Genomic DNA, 18,135 nt, shown 5'->3' on the forward strand with positions numbered 1-18,135 from the left:
CGGTAGTTATGTTAAAGATTCTTGAGTATTCCATCACTCATTTTTGCGAGCATATCTTAAGACTTCGCATTGAAGCAGCTCAAGATATAAGCGGTGAACTTTATGGAGCGAGTATTCCTATCATGGGCAAAAGCGAAGGAGAATGTAATTTTTATTTATTTTTTCCAAAAGAATTTTTAAAAAAAATTGCAGAAATTTTAATTAATGATGAAAAATTTAAAGAAGATGACTGGTGCGATTTAACTAAAGAATGTGCCAATCAGATTATAGGTTATGCTAAAAATTTGTTAAATGATGCCAAGGGTGATGACGAGTATAAACTCGGAATTCCGGAATATTTAGGAAAAGTTGATTTTTCTGAAATAGTTCTAGATGAAGCTTTAACTTATAAATTTGAAAATTGTTATTTTAGAATAGGATATTGCAAATAATGAGCGATGATATAGAGTTTAACATTCATCATGGGCTTTTACAATCTTATGAAGATATCTTAGATATTACAGTAGATTTTGTAAGCGAGCTTGGAACTACAAATATGAGTGTAGCGGAGCTTTTAAAACTTGAAGTAGGTTCGGTTATTGATCTTGAAAAGCCTGCTGGAGAAAGCGTTGAGCTTTATATCAATAAAAGAATTTTTGGCAAAGGCGAGGTTATGGTTTATGAAAAAAATCTCGCTATAAGAATTAATGAAATTTTGGATTCTAAGACTGTGCTTCAATACTTTAAAAAAGAAATTTAAATGAGATTGCTAGTATTATTTTTTTTAATTTTACCTTTATATAGTGTTGAGCTGATTAGTTTTAATATCTACGATAGAAATGATCGAGTAGATTTAATGCTTTCTTTTGATAATGCCTATAATGGCAAGATTTCTCAAAAAAAAGAAAAAAATTTAACTCTTTTAACTTTTAGTGATTTAACGTATTCTAAAGATGAATTAAAAGAACTTAACTCTCAACTTGTAGATAAAATTAGTATTAGTTCTAAAAATAATAATACCTATATTATGCTACAAAACAAACAAAATATTAATTTAGAACTTAGCTCTATCAATGATAAATTTGGAGTAAGGATACGAGCTATAGAGCAAGGAAAAGCAAATATCAAATCTGTACCTACAACTACTGTGAATAATTCTCAAGAATTAATGCCTAAACCAAAAAGTACAAGTTTAGAAGGGTATGATTATACAAATTATATCTTAGTAATGCTAATTTTAGTTATTTTGTTAATAGTGCTTTGGTGGTTTAAAAAGACTATGGTTTATAAAAATAACAATGTTTCTAGAGATTTTACTATGATTTTCCAAAGATTTTTAGATAAAAATAATCAACTTGTTATTTTTGATCACGCTAATAAACGTTATACAATGATAATAGGTAATTCCAATGTACTTTTAGAAAGTGTTGAAATTCCAGAGGAACAAACAATAAAACATACAGAAAAAACAGAGAAAAATTTTGATTCTTTTTTTGAAGAGAATAAAAAAAGAATTCAAAATCTTATAGAGCAGCGTCAAAAAGGTAAAAAATCTTAAATTTTTTGATTGATTGCTAATGCTATGGTAGCTGGTTTTGCAATTTTTTTGAGCTCATCTTTGGGTAAATTAAGAATTTTGTTTTCTTGATATATATAAAGAGTATTGTTTGCAAAAGCAAAATCAATCTTATCTTCATTTGTGCTTAAAGTTTTAGCTAAGCACAAAATAAAATTAAGCCATGAAATGGTATGAATATTGGGTAAAAGTTGTTTATAGGGTTCAAGATTATAAGGATTAACTTTTTTTCCATTAAGCTTAATAATACTAGCAATTAAAGCTTTTTCTTTATGCGAAAATCCATAATTTAATCCACCTAGTACAAAATGAGCAGAGTGTTCATTAGCAAAATAGAAATTTAAATATTCTCCAATATGGCATAATTTGGCAGCATTTAGTAAAGTATGCTTATAGTTATCGTTAAGTTTATGAAGATTTTTAAGGGTTGTAAAAATTTGCAGAGCAAAATGTGGAGTTTTATTTTTTTGTTTTGATTGTAAAAATTTATCTTGCAAACATTTTAAACTGGGATTGAAATTTGGTGGAAATGTGATTTTAGGACGAAGTAAATCTTGCAAATAAACTCCTTCTCTGATTCCAACCCCACTCGTGATAACTTGTTTGGCTTTTATTTTTTCCGCAATCTTTAAAAAAATAAATATACCCTCTTTAATGGTATCAAAACGATCCTTTTTTATGCCAAAATTGATTAAAGAGTCTAAGTTTGAATTAAAAATTTTTAAAATATGTCCTTTTTCTTCATCTAGCATATAGCGAAAATCATGTAAATTTTTCAGTGGATAGGAATTTTTTTGCATGATGGAATTAGATATTGCTCTTAAGCTTCCACCTATTGCAATAAGGTTTTGATTGTAAAATTCTTTAGGAATTTGTTCTAAAATTGGTTTTATAAATTCTTCTAAAGAATCCATTTTTCCAGTATCATAGAACAATTCTTTTAGCCTAACAGTGCCAATATCAAGAGATATGCAAGAAATAATTCTATTATTTTTTATTAAACACAATTCACTAGAACCACCACCTATGTCTAAAGTGGTTCCATCCTTAAAAGGACTTAATAAATTTAGAGCTGCAAGACCACCTAAGTAACTTTCGCTTTTTCCATCTATACAGCGTATATTTAAAGACAGATTATCTTTGATTCTTTTAATGAAATTTTTTGAATTTGGGGCATCTCTTAAGGCTGATGTGCCTACTATAAATATTTTTTTGCACTTATGCTTTAAAGCGCATTGTTTGAAAAAAGCTAAGGCATCTTCGGCTCTTTGCATGGCTTCTTCTTGGAGAATTTTGCCATTATTATAAGCATTTTCTCCAAGTCTTACTTTGCGTTTGTATTCGCAAGTTGTATAAAAACCATATCTAGAAGTTTTTTCAAAAATCACCATTCTAATGGAGTTTGAGCCAAGATCAACAACGGCTGTTTTTTTTGCCATTAAAATTCTCTATCTCTATGTTTGAGTTTTAATTCTTCTATAGTTTCTACATTATCAGGATCAGGAATGATACATTCATATGGGCAAGCAACAATACAGGCAGGCTCTGAAAAATCATTAACGCACTCTGAACAAAGATCAGGGTCTATTACATAAATTGGACTATTTTCATAAATAGCTTCATCAGGACATTCTTCTCTGCAAGCATCACAACATACGCAGTCTTTTGTAATTAAAAGAGACATCATAACCTTTCAAAAATTTAAAAAATAATTTTAGTTTATACAATAACCAAACTTAAATAAAATATAAAAATAGAAATAAAGATAAATTTTTTGCACCGAAGGTGCAAAATTGTTAAGATTTTTTAGGGAAGCAGAAACGGTATCCTCTACGACGAACTGTTTCTATGGTAGATATATTTAATGGTTTATCCATTTTTTGACGAATTTGATTGATAGCTACTTCGATAACATTTGGAGTTACTAGCTCAGGTTCTTCCCAGATGGCATCTAAAAGTTGTTCTTTGGATACAATTTGATCCGAATGTCTTGCTAAGTGCGTTAAAACTTCAAAAGGTTTTCCTTTAAGTTCTATATCTTGATCTTTATAAGTAATTTTTTCCTCATCTGGATCAATAACTAAGTCTTCAATTTTAATAACATTGGTTCCGCCAAGTCTTAGTCTTGCTTCAATTCTTGCGAGTAGAATATCAAAATCTAAAGGTTTTGTAACAAAATCATCAGCTCCAGCTTTCAAAGCTTTGATTTCTGTTTCTTTGTCTGTTTTTGAAGACATAATCATAACTGAAGTTCTTGGAGATTTATGCTTAATAGTGTTAACAAGTTCCGCTCCATCTCCATCAGGTAAAGTCCAGTTTGCTAAAACTAAATCATAATGTCTAATGCCGATAAAGTATTCTCCATCTTTAAAATTTTCAGAAGAATCAGTTTGATAACCAAATTCATTAAGATTGTCTATAATTGTTTTATTTAGGCTAATCTCATCTTCTATAACTAAAATTCTCATTTGTTCTATCCTTATTAAGAAAAATTTAAAGAATTATATCATAGCTTAAGTAAATGTTTAGATATCTTTAAAAAAAAATTAATATTTTTTTTTCAATTTAACCCCAACTGTAGCATTTTTTATTATATGGGGTTTGAAAATTTTTATGTTAAGATTGGTTAAATTAGGAAAATCTTTTTTTAAATTTAAGCTTACAAAGTCTAAAGACTCTTCAAGGGTGTAAAATTCTTCTTTTTTATACCATGTTTTAATTTTGGTAATTACTTCTGCATAATTTAAAAATTCATTTGCTTTAGCTTTAAGCTTGATAATAATTTTTTGTTTTTTCCTTCTTTCGAAATCTAATATACCAATGATACACTTAAAGTGAAATTTTATTTTTATATGACTTTGCATTCTTCTTTAAAAATCAATCTTTTAATATTAGGTAGATGTTTATATACTATAATAAAAGCGATAATGAAAACGGGTGCATGTGTATGAATTTCTAAGTCATAATTAAATATAAAAGAACTTACAACAAAAGCAAGTAACGCTGCTAAAGAAGCTAACGAAGATATTTTAAAAATTTTTCCTATAACTACCCATACAATAAATGCTGTAAGCACTTCCAATGGAAGCAAAACTATCATAGCACCTGCTCCTGTTGCTATGCCTTTCCCTCCTTCAAATAACAAGTAAATTGAAAAACAGTGTCCCAAAATAGCCAAAACTGCCACGCTCCAAAGCAAAGCTTGATCATAATGAAGAAATTTCAAGGTTAATAAAGGAATAGCTGCTTTTGCAAAATCTAAAATTATTGTAGCAATGGCAAGTTTTTTTGCTAGTTTGGGATTTTTTTCTTTTACTACTCTTAAAACATTGGTTGCTCCTATACTTTTTGAACCTTCTTTTTTGATATCAGTTTTAGCAAAAAATTTAGCTAGGATTAGCCCAAAAGGGATTGAACCTAAAAGATATATAAAAGCGTAAATTATTAAATTTTCCATAATATCCTTTTCAAATCATCTTAAAATTTTAAGATTTATAACTAAAAATTATATCTTATGAAAATAAATAAACAAAAATAATTTTTATAGGATAAAAATAGTATTAATTAATTGTAAATATTTTTTAATAATATTTATCTTTATTTAAGCTCTAAATAATTATTATTTTATTTTAATTTATCTTTAATAGGAGTTTATAAATGAAAGTAAAAGCATTGCTAATCGCATCCTTAGTTGCTTTTTCAAGCTTAAATGCTGCAAGTCTTATAGATGAAGCTAAAAATTCAGGTCTTGTTGCCTTGCCAAAAGATCAAAAAGGTGTTGATGAAATTTTAAAACAAAATGGAGTAAAGGCTAGTGAATTTACTCTTGAAAAAGCAGAGCTTGGCAAAAAGCTTTATTTTGAACCACGCCTTTCAAAAAGTGGTATCATTTCTTGTAATACCTGTCACAATGTAGGACTTGGTGGAACAGATGGGGTTAGTACTGCAATAGGTCATAAATGGACAGCAAATCCCCATCATTTAAATTCACCAACAGTTTATAATGCGGTTTTAAATAATACTCAATTTTGGGATGGTCGTGCAGGAACATTAGCCGATCAAGCTAAAGGTCCAATCCAAGCTGATCCTGAAATGGCAACTCCTGCTAAACTCGCAGTAGAAAAAATTTCATCATTGCCTGAATATGTGAGTGAGTTTAAAAAAATCTATGGTAAAAGTGGTGTAAATTTTGACAATATTGCTGATGCAATTGCAAATTTTGAAAGAACCTTGATCACTCCATCTCGTTTTGATAAATTTTTAGAAGGCGATGAAAAAGCTTTAACAAAAGAAGAGCAAAAAGGCTTAAAGCTTTTTATAGACAAGGGTTGTGTAGCTTGTCATAATGGTGTGAATTTAGGTGGCAATATGCAAGCGTTTGAAGTTGCTGGTAAATATAAATTTGCAAATTTAGGTGATTTTAAAGGTGATGCAAATGGCATGGTAAAAACTCCAACTTTAAGAAATGTTGCTGAAACTGCTCCATATTTTCATAATGGCGCTATTTGGAATCTAAAAGATGCTATTAAGGAAATGGGTAGTGTGCAACTTGGCATTAAAATTTCTGATAAAGAAGCAAAAAGTATTGAAACTTTCTTAAAATCCTTAACAGGAACAAAACCAGCAATTGTTTATCCACAACTTCCTATTTCTACTGAAAAAACTCCTAAACCTGAACTATAAGGTTCCAAACAAGCTCTATTTTTAGAGCTTGTTTAAATTTCTTTATCTTAGCTTTGTTATAATTGTCTTTAAATTTTGCTAGAAAGGTTTGCAATGAGACTTTTTGGAACTGATGGAGTTCGTGGAAAAGCGGGTGAATTTTTAGATAGTTTTTTGGCTATGCGTTTAGCAATGGCTGCGGGTATTTATTTTAAAGATAAAAGTATTACTAATAATATCTTAGTAGGAAAAGATACAAGAAGAAGTGGCTATATGATAGAAAATGCTATTGTTTCAGGGCTTACTTCTATAGGATATAATGTTATACAAATTGGTCCTATGCCAACTCCTGCGATTGCATTCTTAACTGAAGATATGCGTTGTGACGCAGGGATTATGATTTCAGCTTCTCACAATCCTTATTATGATAACGGTATTAAATTTTTTGATGCTCATGGAAATAAACTCAGTGAAGATATAGAGAAAAAAATAGAAGAAATTTATTTTGATGATAAGCTTATACAAGCCTCTAAGGTAGATATGGAAAAAATTGGTCAAGCAAAAAGAATTGATGATGTTATAGGAAGATATATTGTTTCTATTAAAAATTCTTTTCCAAAAGATCTTACTTTAAAGTCTTTGCGTGTTGTTTTAGATGTGGCTCATGGGGCAGCTTATAAGGTAGCACCTACTGTTTTTAAGGAATTAGGCGCTGAAGTTATAGTAATGAGTGATAAACCTAATGGACTTAATATCAATGAAAATTGTGGAGCTTTGCATCCTGTAAACTTAGCTGCTGAGGTAAAGCGTTTGCGTGCAGATGTGGGCTTTGCTTTTGATGGTGATGCAGATCGTTTGGTGGTTGTAGATGAAAAAGGCGAAGTGGCTAATGGGGATAGTTTATTGGGTGTATTGGCACTTTATCTTAAAGAACAAGGTAAATTACAATCAAGTGTTGTGGCTACTATAATGAGTAATGGTGCTTTAAAAGAGTTTTTAAATAAACATGGTATAGAACTTGATACTTGTAATGTTGGCGATAAATATGTGCTTGAAAAACTAAAAGCCAATGGTGGAAATTTTGGTGGAGAACAAAGTGGGCATATTATTTTTAGCGATTATGCAAAAACTGGAGATGGTTTGATAGCTGCCTTGCAATTTAGTGCTTTAATGCTTTCTAAGAAAAAATCTGCAAGTTCTATTTTGGGTCAAGTTAAACCTTATCCTCAGCTTTTAATCAATCTTAAAATTGCAGAAAAAAAAGATTTAGATAAAATTAAAGGTTTAAAAGAATTAAAAAAAGATTTAGAAAATAAAAATATTAATACCTTATTTCGCTATTCTGGAACAGAAAATTTGATAAGACTTTTACTAGAAGCCAGAGATATTAAGCTCTTAGAAAAAGAAATGAAAAATGTTGTGGAGTTTTTTAAGAAAGCTTTAAATGGCTAAAACTTTTAAATTTATTTTTTATTTTTGGGGTGCCTTTGTTTTGGTTTTTGCCCTTGATCAATGGGTAAAATCCTTAACTTTAGCAGGATTTAGATGGCAGAGTGAATACCTAGATTTAACTTATGCTCTAAATACAGGCGTAGCTTTTTCAATGTTGAGTTTTTTAGAACATAATTTAAAATATTTACATCTTGCTTTAATTGGCGTGCTTTTTATTTATCTTTTTTGGCAAAGAACACTTTTAAAAACTCATAGCATAGCTTTTGGAATGATGCTTGGTGCCGGCGTTTCAAATTTATTGGATCGTTTTATACATGGAGGTGTAGTGGATATGTTTTTTTGGCATAAATGGTTTAATTTTGCTATTTTTAATGTTGCAGATGTCATGATAAATATAAGTGTGGCTTTGATTTTAATACAAGAAATATTTAAAAAAAGGAAAAAAGATGACAGAATGGATTAATGATTATTATTTTTGGATTAAATGGGTGCATTATTTGGCATTTGTTTCTTGGATGGCGGGTCTTTTTTATTTACCTCGTCTTTTTGTGTATCATGCTGAACATAAAGACAATAAAGGTTTTGTCGAGGTTGTAAAAATTCAAGAAAGAAAGCTTTATTATTATATACAAACTCCTGCAATGATTGTGACTTTAATCACAGGAAGTTTAATGTTGCATGCTCATAAGGAAGTTTTAATGGTAGGTGCGGGTTTTATGCATGTTAAACTTACCTGTGTTACACTTTTGATTATTTTTCATATACATAATTATTATTGTTTAAAAGCTTTAGCAAATGATACTTCTACTAAAAGTGGAAAATATTTTAGAATTTATAATGAATTTCCAACTATAATGTTTATTATCATCGCTTTAATGATGGTTGTTCGTCCCTTTTAGTTTGTCTCCGCTTTAAATTCCATACTAGCGGAGTTAAGCGGATCAATATTTTCTTTCATGATATCGATATAATCTTTATTTTTAAGACGCTTATCATCTCTAAATACTGCGCGCACAAGATCCATTCCTGTGTAAAAATCTTTCATTAAAACCACAAAAAGATATTGACCAAATTCAGTTGCGATTAAAGCATTTTGATCTTTTATGATGGCACCACTTGTTTTAAGTCCTAAAAGTTCTATGAAAAGTTCTTTTTCGAGATTGCAATTTAGAGTTTTATTAAATTTATCAATTTCTATTTTCCCTGAAAAAATTTCAGTTAAAAAGACATATTTGATAATTTCTTTTTTATCAAAACAAGCTTTGGCTATATTAGCATTTTGTTTTTCTTGTATAAATTTAGCATAATCATTTAGATTAAATGCATTGATTAAAAGCTCCCCATCTAAAAAGCTAAAAGCCCCGCTGCCTACTCCTAGGTATTCATGATGAGAACTGACATATTCGTCATTAAGCTTGTTTTTTTCTAAAGAAAAACTCCAACCATTGTTTTGGGTATAGTCTTTAAAAAATTCTCGTATGATTTGATAATAAGTAAATTCATTATCTTTAATGCTCACTCCTAGACTTTTAGCGATATTATCTTTGGTAAGATTTGATTTCATTAAAGGATAGGTTGTGATTTGTTGCGGGGCTAAATTTTTAGCAATTTCTAAGTCATTTAAAAGTTGTTTTTCGTTTTGTCCTGGAAGATTGAAAATAAGATCTATACTAAAAATAGGTAAAATTCCTAAAGCTTTTGAAATTTTTTCTTGAAGTTCTTTAGATGAACCAAATTTATTATATCTTGCCACTTTTTTCAAAGTTTCATCATCAAAACTTTGAATCCCGCAACTTAAACGATCAATTATACCTTTAAACATAGAAAGCTTATTTGGATCAATATGATTTGGATCGCTTTCGCATGAAATTTCTTTTATATTAAATAACTTTTTACAAAGTTCTAAGGTTTTTAATAATTCCTCTTCATCAATCAGTGTTGTACCACCACCCACATACATGGAGGTAAAATCAAAACCTTTATTTTTCATGATTTTAATTTCTTCTCTAAGATTTTGAAAATATACTTTGGCTAAATTTTCATCATAATAATATTTATGAAAGCTACAATAAGGACAAAAAGTATGGCAAAAAGGTACATGGGCATAAAGCATATAGCTTTTGTCTTGTTTTGGAATTTTTTCTTCGGGTTGTTTTAAAAGTTCGACATTGAAACCTTTTTGGAGGGATTTTTCCATCATAGTATGAGAGTATTTTAAAGCTAAATTTTGAAATAAATTCATAAGTGGCCTATATATTAAAATATTTAAGTCATAACTTTATCAATTTTTAGCTAAAATAGGAGTAAATTTTTTATTTCTTAAATAAAAAATGGGATTAAGTTTTTAAATTATTTAAAAAGGATATAAAAATGGATAAAGCCAAAATTGTTCAAAATTTAAATGCTTTGTTTAAACAAAGAGCAGAGTTTTACTCTTATTTTGATGAAAATATTGCCAAAATCAATAATACTGAAGTATTTGATTTTAAGAATGCTAAAAATTTAAATCCAGAAGAGGTATATAAGCAATTTTATCATTTTGATTATGCTATAAGAAAATTATTGCCTGCTATTTACAAGGCTTATGAAATTACAGATGCAGATTTAGACAAAGATTTTTAATTTATTTAGAGAATAGAACAAACTATTCTCTAAAAGACATATCTAAATTTTTTGATTCTTCTTTTATATTTTTACTCGTATCTTCACTTTGCTCAAATCCTCCACCAAATGCTTTGATTACATCTACTATGGAATTGGCATAAGAATATTTAGTATTATTAAAAGCAACGGCAGCATTAAGCCAATTTTGACGTGCCTCTAAATAATCTTGCAAAGACATTTCTCCTATATCATAGCGTTCTTTAGCAATTTCATAGATTCTTTTGTAAGATTGTTCGCTTGCTTGTGCATTATCGTATTGTAAGCGTATAGTTTTTCTAGCTACTAAAGCATAGCGAATTTCTCCAAAAGCAGTAATCAAAGTATTTTGATAATTTACAAAAGCTTCATCTTTATTAAGCTTGGCTAAATTTACATTTTGGTAAATTTCACCCCAATGAAAAATAGGCAGAGTAAAGTTTCCACCTATATTCCAAGTCTTAGAACCTCCTTTAACCAAGGTATCTAAATCCCCGCTTTCAAATCCCAATAATCCTGTTAAAGAAAGGCTAGGTAAGAAAGCCGTGCGAGCTACTCCAACAAGATAATTTTGCTGAGTTAATTTTTCTAAAGAAGAGCCAATATCTGGACGTTGAAGCAAGATGGTACTTGAAATTCCAGTTGGAATGTCAAATTCTTTAAGATTAAAAACTTGATAGCTTTGATTTTTGTAAAGTATGTCATTTAAATCATTTGAAGTTAAAATTTTTAAAGCTTTAAGGTAATTTTCTTTATTTAACTTTGCTTCATTATATTGCAAAGCCATACTTTCTAAGTTGGCTCTTGCTTGAGCAAGTTCATATTCACCTACAGCACCAACTTGAAATTTTTCATCATTAATCCTATAAATTTCTTTTGCAGATTTATAGGCTTCTTTAAGAGCATTTTCATTTTCATAAGCATTTACAAGATTAAAATAAGTTTGAACTGTATTTGAAATAACAGAAAGTCTTGCAGTTTCATAATCATACTCACTTGCTTTAAAGCCTGATTTTGAGGCGCGATATGTATCGCGATATTTTCCCCAAAGATCGATTTCATAGCTTAAATTAAGTCCCATTTTAAAATCATTACCGTAACTTACTTCCCCAGTTCGATTGCTTGGAGCATTTATAGCTGTTTTTGCACGACTTCCGCTTGCGCTACCATCAAATTTTGGCAACAAACTGCTAAAATCTATACCTAATTGAGCAGCAGCTTGTTCCATGTGTATGAAAGCAAGTTTTAAATCATTATTATTTTTAAGTGCTAAATCAACCACTTTATTTAAATTTTCATCATCAAAGTCTTTCCACCAATTTTTTGTGATAGAGCTATTGTTTTCTTTTTCCCAAGATAAGGCTCCAAGCTTATTATCAATGCTATAGTTTGCTTCGGGAATATTTAAATTTGGACTTAAAGAGCAAGCTGAAATCAAAAGAGTAAAACTTGCTATAGCACTAATTGAAATTATTTTATTCATGAACCTTACCTCTTTTTTTATCTAGCCATTCATTAAAATTTTCTAAAAGATAGAAAAATAAAGGCACAAAGAATATCGCTAAAGTTGATGCTGCGATCATTCCACCAATAAGCCCTGTTCCTAAAGAGTGTCTTGAAGCACTTCCTGCTCCTGTTGCGAAAATCATTGGCAAGACCCCAAAAGTAAATGCCAAAGAAGTCATTATGATAGGACGAAAACGAAGTTTTGCTGCTGCAACAGCTGCTTCAAAAACTCCTTTGCCTTTTTTAAAGCGCTCTTCCATTGCAAATTCTACGATTAAGATAGCATTTTTAGCTGAAAGTCCAATCAAGAGCAAAAGTCCTGTTTGAAAATATATGTCATTGCTAAATCCCCTTAAATATACCAATAAAAATGATCCAAATACCGCAAAAGGTACAGCTGTTACAACTGCTAAAGGTATAAGCCATCTTTCATATTGGGCAGCTAGAATTAAAAAGACAAATATCATACCTAAAGCAAAAGCATAACTTGCTGTTCCTTTACTAGAAACTTCTTGATAAGCTGATCCACTCCAAGCTATGGAATAATCATCCCCTAAAGTTTCTTTTGCTACTTGAGCAATCGCTTCTATAGCTTGACCTGAAGTATAACCTGGTGCGGGTTGACCTTGAACTTGTGCCGCTGGGAAAAGGTTGAATCGTTTTACATCATCAGGCCCTGAACTTCTTTGTAAAGTTAAGAAAGAATCAAGTGGTATCATTTTTCCATCATTTGATCTTACAAAAATATTTTTTAATGCATCTTGTGTATTTCTAAAATCACCTTTTGCGCGGATATTTACTTGGAAGTTTTTACCTAGCATAGAAAAATCATTAACATAATAAGTGCCTATAGTTGCATTCATCGTGTTAAAAACATCTTGCATGTTAAGATTGTAGTGTTTTAATTTATCTCTATCAATTATAAGCTTGTATTGAGGGAAAGTTGTATCAAGGGTTGTTCTTACTCTTGATAGCTCTTTTCTTTGGTTGGCCACAGCAACAAGTTTATTTACATCTTTTTGTATTTCATCATAGCTTTTTCCGCTTTTGTTTTGAACATACATTTCAAAACCGCCTGTGATACTTAATCCAGGTATAGGAGGTAGGCCTATAAATATACTTGAAGCATTGCGATCAAAAGCAAATTTTTTATTAAGCTCCATGGCGATTTCATCAGCACTCACATTTCTATCTTTCCAATCTTTCAAGCCTATAAACATTGCAGCGGCATTTTCTTTGAGTGAACTTGTAAAAAGATCAAATCCTATCATAGCCATTGCATCTTTAACTCCATTAGTTTTTAAAACTTCTTGGCTTATGTGATCAACTTCTGAGATTGTTCTATGGAGTGCTGAAGCCGAAGGAAGGTTGATAATGCCAATCATCAAACCTTGATCTTCTTCAGGAACTAAAGAGCTTGGTACAGCTTTATAGAGATAAAAAATTGCCCCAAGCATAATACAAAAAATTAAAACAAAACGAATGGTTCTTTTTAGAATATATGCTACTCCTGCGCTAAATACAGAGGTACTCCAATCAAAAAAATCATTAAATTTCTTTACAAATTTAAATGGCTCTCCTTCATTACGTCGCAAAAAGAGTGCACATAAAGAAGGTGTTAAGGTAAGAGCAACAAAACCTGATATGGTTACAGATATAGCTAAGGTAAGAGCAAATTGTCTTTGAATTTCTCCAACAAAACCTGATATAAAAGAAACTGGTACAAAAACAGCACAAAGCACAAGAACAATTGAAATAACCGGAGAGCTAACTTCTTGCATCGCTTGGATAGCAGCATCTTTTACGCTTATTTGCTCATTTTCATGTAAAATCCTATCAATATTTTCTACAACTATAATCGCATCATCTACAACGATCCCTATGGCTAAAATTAAAGCAAAAAGCGTAAGCAAGTTAATACTAAAACCTAAAACATAAAGTCCAGCAAAAGTTCCTAACAATGAAACAGGTACAGCTATCATAGGAATAAGTGTTGCACGGAAATTCTTTAAGAACATATACATAACAATGATAACTAAAATTAGAGCTTCAACAAAAGTTTTAACAACTTCTTTGATTGATTCTATTACAAATTTTGTTGTATCGTAAGGAATTTTATATGTTAAACCTTTTGGAAAATTTTTTGAAAGTTCTTGCATTTTAGCTTGAACAAGTTCTGCTGTATGCAATGCGTTTGCCCCTGATTGAAGATTGATCATAATTGGAACTGCATCATTGCCATTTAATCGTCCTTGTGAGCTGTATTGTTGTGATCCTATTTCCACATCAGCTACATCTTTAAGTCTTAAAAATGATCCATCATTATTTGTTCTTAAAATAATGTTTTCAAATTCACTAGGATTTTGTAGTCTTCCTTGCATAGTGATTGAATAAACATAAGGGGATTTTTGGGTTACAGGTTCTTCGCCAATTTTACCAGTTGCGTATTGGGCATTTTGGTCATTAACCGCAGAAATTACATCAGTAGCTGTGATTCCAAATTTATTTAATAAATCAGGCTTGAGCCAAATTCTTAAAGAATAATTACGATTTCCTATAGCGTTTGCATCTCCAACTCCTGGAACCCTTTTTAACTCATCTAAAACATTTAAAGTGATATAGTTATATACATCTACTGCACTCATTGAGCCATCACTTGAATACATAGAAATTGCAGCAAGTGTTGTTGAGGAAGTTTTTCTAACTGTTACTCCAAGTTTTTTAACTGCATCTGGCATTTTTGCAGTTGCGGCTGAAATTCTATTATTAACATCTATGGTGGCTTGATCAGGATCTGTACCGATATCAAAATAAACAGTCAAACTCATAGTTCCTGAAGAACTTGAAGTTGAATCCATGTAAATCATATTATCTGCGCCATTGATTGCATCTTCGATAGGACTTGCAACTGTTGAAGCAATGGTTTGTGCATCAGCTCCTGTGTAAGTTGCACTTACTTTAACTGTAGGAGGGGTTAAAGAAGGATATTGTTCTATAGGTAAATTTGTAAGACCTATAGCTCCAGCTAAAGAAATGATAATTGCAACAACTGAAGCAAAAACAGGTCTTTCGATAAAAAATTTAGAAAACATTATTGTGCTCCAATTTCTTTAACTTCGCTACCAACTTGAATTTTTTTAAAGTTATCTAAAATGATTTTATCGCCATTTTGTAATCCTTTGTCAATAATGGCATATTCATTGTTTTGGTAGCTTATATGTACAGAAGATTTTTCTACTTTTCCATTTTTAACAAGAAGAACATAAACATCATTTTGATTTTGTTTAACAGCTATTTGAGGCACTTTAAAGCCATTTTTTTGTATAAAACCTTCTGAAGTAATTGTTGCAAAAGCACCTGGTAAAAGTGTTGAGTTGTTGTTGTCAAATATAGCTTTGGCTTTTACTGTTCCACTATTAGCATCTATAACAGAATCAATAAAATAAAGTTTGCCTTGAACGGTTTCTCCATTAAGATTTAAATTTGCATGAATGCTGTCTAAATCCCATTTTCCATTTTGAGTATTGCGGACTAAATTTAGTTTATCTGTATCTGAAATAAAGAAATCTGCGTAAATAGGATTTAAATTTGTAACTCTAACTAGTTCAGTTGTTGAAGCACTTACATAATCTCCTATATTAACTAAAGCATCTCCTATAGTACCATCAAAAGGAGCTTTTATTTCGGTATGATCTAGATCAATTCTTGCATTTGCAAGCTGTGCTCTAGCACTTGCTAGACTAGCTTTTGAATTGTTAAATGTAGCAAGAGAAGAGTCGTATTCCTTTTGAGAGATTGCACTTTTACTAAAAAGAGCTTTAGAACGATTAAAATCCTTGCTTGCATTTTCGAAAGTTGCCTTAGCCATCAAAGCTTGTCCGTAAGCCGAATCAACACTAGCTTTAAATTTGTCTTGTTCTATAATAAATAATGTTTGTCCTTTTTTTACTTTATCTCCAGCTTTAAAAAGTTTATTTTCTATTACGCCACTAACTTGAGGCTTTATAATGACATCATAATCACTGACAAGTTTAGCAGGGTAAGTAAAACTAAGTGGTAAATCTTCAGATTTAGCACTCATGGTTGTTACAGGTTGAGGCGGCATTTGTATTTTTGGTGCTTCTTCTTTGCTGCAAGCAGTGAGTAAAAGCACAACACCTAAAGCTAAAATAGTATTTTTTTGAAATAATTTCATGGTTTTGCCTTGAAAAATTAAATTAAAAATTGTAATTTTTATTACAAAAATTTTTGGCTAATTATATCTTAATTTTGGTTAATAAAATTATTTTTTAAGCTTTGGAGCTATTGATTCCATTTAGAAAAACATTTACAACAAATTCAACATGTTCTTTTTGTTCTTTTTTATTTTTCAAAGGAGCGTTAATTAAAACATTAAGATGATGATAAGGTTCTTTTAACATAGTGCAAAAAAGAACAGCAAGTTTTTCTGCATTTTTTTTCATATAAGAATTATTTTGTTGCTTGAAAAAACCCATAAGTATGTTATAGGAAAAATTTTGTTGATTATTTTCTATCCAATTGGCAAGATGTCTATCTTTGTCATAAACTTGAGAATAGATAATTTTACCAAAAGCTACAGCTTCTGGTTGATTGAAAATTTCTATAAAAGCTAAACCAAAAGAAGTTAAAATTTCTTTTAAAGTGCCATTTTCAATTTCTTGTGTTTTGGAATAAATAAGATGAAAGTGTTTTTTACATATGTCATCTAAAATTTCAAAGAATAGCCCTTCTTTACTTTTAAAACCATCATAAATATTAGAATAAGATCCTCCAGATAATTTAATAATATCACTCAAACTTGTTTCTTGGTATCCTTTTGTTAAAAAAAGCTCTAAGGCCACTGCTTTGATTTTTTCTTGTCTGGCTAAAACTTTTTGTGATGGTGTTCTATTTGAGTTCATTTTTATCCTTTATAAGAGTGCTTTTAGGGTATACAAATATACTTTTTCTAAAAACCGAAATTTTTTCATTATCCTTTGCGTAAGCTTTTATATGTAAAGGAAAGATTACGTCTTTTTTATCATTATTTGCTAAATTTTTTGTAGCCCTGATAACAACTATTTTTTTGACTTGTTCTCCTGCTTTTAATTTAAAAGGTTTGTTTGGTCTTATGATTTCAATTCCATCATTTATTCCTTCTAAATTTGCTGTAAAATAATATTCATGAGGTTTAGAATCTGTATTTTGAAACAAAAAGGTATAAGCATTTGAAATGACTAATTCACCTTTAACATTTGAAATATTATATAATTCACTACTACGATTGATATTTAAAAGCATGCTTTCTTTTTTGCTTCCCATGATGATTAAAGCCAGTAAAGCAATTAAAAGAACTATAAAATATGCTATCGTTCTAAATCTTAAATAATGAACCTTAGAACGCGTTTCAATAGCTTTTGCACTTGTCCAATTGATCAAACTTGGACGATTAAATTTGCTTTGAACCTTAGAGCAAGCATCGGCACATTCAAGACAATTAATACATTCAAGTTGCATTCCTTTGCGTATGTCAATATGAGTTGGACAGATACTAACACAGGCTTCGCAACCTATGCATTCTCCCTCAGGCGGTTTTTTATGAAGTTTGGTGTGTCCATCATAGATCAAGCCCCCGCGTTTTTCATCGTAGATCACTTGCATTGTATCATGATCGAACATTACAGATTGTATTCTTGCATAAGGACAGACATAAACACAAAATTTTTCTTGTAAATAGGTAATATCCAAAGTAAAAAGTAAGCTAGCACAAAATAAAATTCCAAGTAAAAGTAGATGCTCGCCAGGATTTTGAATATAATTGAAAAAATCTTCAGGAGGAATAAAGTACCAAAGTAAATTACTAACAGCAACTAAAGATATAAAATAAAAAATTATCACTCCAAGAAATTTTTTAAAATATTGCCTCTCATATTCTTTTTGTTTGTTATTGATATTTTTGCGAATTTTAAGAAATTTAGTTTGTATGATATCTCTATATATAACTCTAAAAATCGTTTGTGGACAACTCCAAGCACACCAAATTCTTCCACCTAAAGTTGTAATAAAAAAAATAAATAAAAAAAGAAATATAAGAACAAAAGGCATGAGATAAAATTCTTGTGTTGAAAAAGAAATAAAAAATAGGTTTAATTTAGAATGATCAAAACTTAAAAGAAAAAAATGATTCTCATTAATTCTTATGAAAGGTAGGGAAAATATGATAATACTTGCAATTAAATATACAAAATATCGTTTTTTTGTATAGTTTGTAATGTGTCCTTGCATTTTTAGACCTTAATTATAATTTTTTAGCACTTTGT

Annotated in this window: 19 protein-coding genes; 8 read left to right on the plus strand and 11 right to left on the minus strand. The window is 30.0% G+C overall.

From position 1 onward, the window contains the following. The first annotated feature begins 8 nt into the window (after window positions 1-8). Genes FBF20_RS01690 through FBF20_RS01700 form a run of 3 tightly spaced genes read left to right on the plus strand, consistent with a single transcriptional unit; the run spans window position 9 to window position 1,537 of the window. Entirely contained in the window at window positions 9-431 is a 423-nt protein-coding gene (locus FBF20_RS01690) for a chemotaxis protein CheX (protein ID WP_002854524.1), read from the plus strand. Further along, entirely contained in the window at window positions 431-739 is a 309-nt protein-coding gene (fliN, locus tag FBF20_RS01695) for a flagellar motor switch protein FliN (RefSeq protein WP_002824739.1), read from the plus strand. Before FBF20_RS01690 ends, fliN begins: the two co-directional genes overlap by 1 nt. Further along, window positions 740-1,537, plus strand: coding sequence for a hypothetical protein (locus tag FBF20_RS01700; RefSeq protein ID WP_002904011.1), 798 nt, complete (start codon window positions 740-742; stop codon window positions 1,535-1,537). Here the strand turns inward: FBF20_RS01700 and FBF20_RS01705 are convergent. From FBF20_RS01705 to plsY, 5 genes are all read right to left on the minus strand, one after another. Continuing rightward, window positions 1,534-2,994, minus strand: coding sequence for a Ppx/GppA phosphatase family protein (locus FBF20_RS01705; protein WP_002858654.1), 1,461 nt, complete (start codon window positions 2,992-2,994; stop codon window positions 1,534-1,536). The genes FBF20_RS01700 and FBF20_RS01705 overlap by 4 nt on opposite strands. Beyond that, complete coding sequence (locus FBF20_RS01710; RefSeq protein WP_002854647.1) at window positions 2,994-3,239, minus strand: YfhL family 4Fe-4S dicluster ferredoxin; 246 nt, start codon at window positions 3,237-3,239, stop codon at window positions 2,994-2,996. Before FBF20_RS01710 ends, FBF20_RS01705 begins: the two co-directional genes overlap by 1 nt. A gap of 112 nt (window positions 3,240-3,351) precedes the next feature. After that, on the minus strand, window positions 3,352-4,023 hold the full coding sequence (gene hsrA / locus FBF20_RS01715) for a homeostatic response regulator transcription factor HsrA (RefSeq protein ID WP_002851101.1): 672 nt from the start codon (window positions 4,021-4,023) through the stop codon (window positions 3,352-3,354). Window positions 4,024-4,101: 78 nt separating this feature from the next. Next, on the minus strand, window positions 4,102-4,419 hold the full coding sequence (locus FBF20_RS01720; RefSeq protein ID WP_002854273.1) for a dihydroneopterin aldolase: 318 nt from the start codon (window positions 4,417-4,419) through the stop codon (window positions 4,102-4,104). Beyond that, window positions 4,404-5,012 carry a glycerol-3-phosphate 1-O-acyltransferase PlsY gene (gene plsY, locus FBF20_RS01725; RefSeq protein WP_002854681.1) on the minus strand — a complete coding sequence of 203 codons (609 nt, stop codon included), beginning with the start codon at window positions 5,010-5,012 and terminating at the stop codon, window positions 4,404-4,406. The genes FBF20_RS01720 and plsY overlap by 16 nt, the downstream gene beginning before the upstream one ends. 200 nt (window positions 5,013-5,212) lie before the next feature. Here plsY and FBF20_RS01730 point away from each other — a divergent pair, with 200 nt between their 5' ends. The 4 genes from FBF20_RS01730 (at window position 5,213) to hemJ (ending at window position 8,568) form a co-directional block, all read left to right on the plus strand. Beyond that, the gene (locus FBF20_RS01730) at window positions 5,213-6,238 is read left to right on the plus strand and encodes a cytochrome-c peroxidase (protein ID WP_002854298.1); all 1,026 of its coding nucleotides are present in this window, start codon (window positions 5,213-5,215) and stop codon (window positions 6,236-6,238) included. Window positions 6,239-6,331: 93 nt separating this feature from the next. Then, window positions 6,332-7,669, plus strand: a complete 1,338-nt coding sequence (gene glmM / locus FBF20_RS01735) for a phosphoglucosamine mutase (protein WP_002854369.1) — start codon at window positions 6,332-6,334, stop codon at window positions 7,667-7,669. Further along, window positions 7,662-8,132: a signal peptidase II gene (lspA, locus tag FBF20_RS01740; protein WP_002858678.1), complete on the plus strand. Its 471-nt coding sequence runs from the start codon at window positions 7,662-7,664 to the stop codon at window positions 8,130-8,132. The genes glmM and lspA overlap by 8 nt, the downstream gene beginning before the upstream one ends. Continuing rightward, the gene (gene hemJ, locus FBF20_RS01745; protein ID WP_002854237.1) at window positions 8,116-8,568 is read left to right on the plus strand and encodes a protoporphyrinogen oxidase HemJ; all 453 of its coding nucleotides are present in this window, start codon (window positions 8,116-8,118) and stop codon (window positions 8,566-8,568) included. Before lspA ends, hemJ begins: the two co-directional genes overlap by 17 nt. Here the strand turns inward: hemJ and FBF20_RS01750 are convergent. After that, window positions 8,565-9,911 (minus strand): coproporphyrinogen III oxidase family protein, encoded by a 1,347-nt coding sequence (locus FBF20_RS01750; RefSeq protein ID WP_002851099.1) that lies wholly within the window; start codon window positions 9,909-9,911, stop codon window positions 8,565-8,567. The two genes, hemJ and FBF20_RS01750, sit on opposite strands and share 4 nt — an antisense overlap. 128 nt (window positions 9,912-10,039) lie before the next feature. On the opposite strand from FBF20_RS01750, the gene cmeU reads away from it, so the two are divergent. Then, window positions 10,040-10,291: a CmeU family protein gene (gene cmeU / locus FBF20_RS01755; RefSeq protein ID WP_002857293.1), complete on the plus strand. Its 252-nt coding sequence runs from the start codon at window positions 10,040-10,042 to the stop codon at window positions 10,289-10,291. A gap of 22 nt (window positions 10,292-10,313) precedes the next feature. Here cmeU and cmeC read toward each other — a convergent pair whose 3' ends face one another. From cmeC to ccoG, 5 genes are all read right to left on the minus strand, one after another. Then, a complete protein-coding gene (gene cmeC, locus FBF20_RS01760; RefSeq protein ID WP_168952593.1) occupies window positions 10,314-11,792 on the minus strand; it encodes a multidrug efflux transporter outer membrane subunit CmeC in 1,479 nt (492 codons plus the stop codon). Then, window positions 11,785-14,907 carry a multidrug efflux RND transporter permease subunit CmeB gene (gene cmeB, locus FBF20_RS01765; protein WP_002872052.1) on the minus strand — a complete coding sequence of 1,041 codons (3,123 nt, stop codon included), beginning with the start codon at window positions 14,905-14,907 and terminating at the stop codon, window positions 11,785-11,787. The genes cmeC and cmeB overlap by 8 nt, the downstream gene beginning before the upstream one ends. Beyond that, a complete protein-coding gene (gene cmeA / locus FBF20_RS01770; protein WP_002858646.1) occupies window positions 14,907-16,010 on the minus strand; it encodes a multidrug efflux RND transporter periplasmic adaptor subunit CmeA in 1,104 nt (367 codons plus the stop codon). Before cmeA ends, cmeB begins: the two co-directional genes overlap by 1 nt. Before the next feature lie 94 nt (window positions 16,011-16,104). Continuing rightward, window positions 16,105-16,737 (minus strand): multidrug efflux system transcriptional regulator CmeR, encoded by a 633-nt coding sequence (gene cmeR / locus FBF20_RS01775; RefSeq protein ID WP_002843095.1) that lies wholly within the window; start codon window positions 16,735-16,737, stop codon window positions 16,105-16,107. Further along, entirely contained in the window at window positions 16,724-18,100 is a 1,377-nt protein-coding gene (ccoG, locus tag FBF20_RS01780; RefSeq protein ID WP_002858753.1) for a cytochrome c oxidase accessory protein CcoG, read from the minus strand. The genes cmeR and ccoG overlap by 14 nt, the downstream gene beginning before the upstream one ends. Between the last annotated feature and the right edge of the window lie 35 nt (window positions 18,101-18,135).

It is taken from the genome of Campylobacter sp. CFSAN093259, assembly GCF_012889985.1.
GTDB classification, from domain to species: Bacteria; Campylobacterota; Campylobacteria; order Campylobacterales; family Campylobacteraceae; genus Campylobacter_D; species Campylobacter_D jejuni.

Excerpts from the sequence above, each read along its gene's own strand:
- FBF20_RS01690 (WP_002854524.1), top strand. The coding sequence starts at position 9 with ATGTTAAAGATTCTTGAGTATTCCATCACTCATTTTTGCGAGCATATC.
- fliN (WP_002824739.1), top strand. The coding sequence starts at position 431 with ATGAGCGATGATATAGAGTTTAACATTCATCATGGGCTTTTACAATCT.
- FBF20_RS01700 (WP_002904011.1), top strand. The coding sequence starts at position 740 with ATGAGATTGCTAGTATTATTTTTTTTAATTTTACCTTTATATAGTGTT.
- FBF20_RS01705 (WP_002858654.1), bottom strand. The coding sequence starts at position 2,994 with ATGGCAAAAAAAACAGCCGTTGTTGATCTTGGCTCAAACTCCATTAGA.
- FBF20_RS01710 (WP_002854647.1), bottom strand. The coding sequence starts at position 3,239 with ATGTCTCTTTTAATTACAAAAGACTGCGTATGTTGTGATGCTTGCAGA.
- hsrA (WP_002851101.1), bottom strand. The coding sequence starts at position 4,023 with ATGAGAATTTTAGTTATAGAAGATGAGATTAGCCTAAATAAAACAATT.
- FBF20_RS01720 (WP_002854273.1), bottom strand. The coding sequence starts at position 4,419 with ATGCAAAGTCATATAAAAATAAAATTTCACTTTAAGTGTATCATTGGT.
- plsY (WP_002854681.1), bottom strand. The coding sequence starts at position 5,012 with ATGGAAAATTTAATAATTTACGCTTTTATATATCTTTTAGGTTCAATC.
- FBF20_RS01730 (WP_002854298.1), top strand. The coding sequence starts at position 5,213 with ATGAAAGTAAAAGCATTGCTAATCGCATCCTTAGTTGCTTTTTCAAGC.
- glmM (WP_002854369.1), top strand. The coding sequence starts at position 6,332 with ATGAGACTTTTTGGAACTGATGGAGTTCGTGGAAAAGCGGGTGAATTT.
- lspA (WP_002858678.1), top strand. The coding sequence starts at position 7,662 with ATGGCTAAAACTTTTAAATTTATTTTTTATTTTTGGGGTGCCTTTGTT.
- hemJ (WP_002854237.1), top strand. The coding sequence starts at position 8,116 with ATGACAGAATGGATTAATGATTATTATTTTTGGATTAAATGGGTGCAT.
- FBF20_RS01750 (WP_002851099.1), bottom strand. The coding sequence starts at position 9,911 with ATGAATTTATTTCAAAATTTAGCTTTAAAATACTCTCATACTATGATG.
- cmeU (WP_002857293.1), top strand. The coding sequence starts at position 10,040 with ATGGATAAAGCCAAAATTGTTCAAAATTTAAATGCTTTGTTTAAACAA.
- cmeC (WP_168952593.1), bottom strand. The coding sequence starts at position 11,792 with ATGAATAAAATAATTTCAATTAGTGCTATAGCAAGTTTTACTCTTTTG.
- cmeB (WP_002872052.1), bottom strand. The coding sequence starts at position 14,907 with ATGTTTTCTAAATTTTTTATCGAAAGACCTGTTTTTGCTTCAGTTGTT.
- cmeA (WP_002858646.1), bottom strand. The coding sequence starts at position 16,010 with ATGAAATTATTTCAAAAAAATACTATTTTAGCTTTAGGTGTTGTGCTT.
- cmeR (WP_002843095.1), bottom strand. The coding sequence starts at position 16,737 with ATGAACTCAAATAGAACACCATCACAAAAAGTTTTAGCCAGACAAGAA.
- ccoG (WP_002858753.1), bottom strand. The coding sequence starts at position 18,100 with ATGCAAGGACACATTACAAACTATACAAAAAAACGATATTTTGTATAT.